At 68.7% G+C, this 230-nt stretch carries 1 protein-coding gene; it reads left to right on the top strand.

Annotated elements, in window-relative coordinates:
• Positions 1 to 230, top strand: a 230-nt coding sequence (locus ACLJNW_RS29075) for a hypothetical protein (protein ID WP_410962149.1), incomplete at both ends; no start/stop codon positions are given.

Here is a 230-nt window from a genome sequence, read left to right as displayed (position 1 = left end):
GCCAAGGCCAGGATCTTCGAGAACCAGACCGATGACGACTGGTCGGTCGTGAATGCGGACGATCCGCTCGTTCTGGAACAGGCGCGCCGGGGACGGGCGAAACAGTGGCTGTTCAGCCGGCACGCTGCTGCCGGCGCAGCGACCACCGTGGAGCGCGGCTGGATCGTCGATCGACGCCCCGATGGCGCCGGGCGTCTCGTTCCACTCGACGCCGTGCATCTGCTCGGCCC

The organism is Salmonella sp. SAL4457 (genome assembly GCF_046548235.1).
GTDB lineage: Bacteria > Pseudomonadota > Gammaproteobacteria > Enterobacterales > Enterobacteriaceae > Salmonella > Salmonella enterica.
The sequence above is the reverse complement of the archived record's forward strand: the minus strand, read 5'-3'. Positions and strand labels throughout refer to the sequence as shown.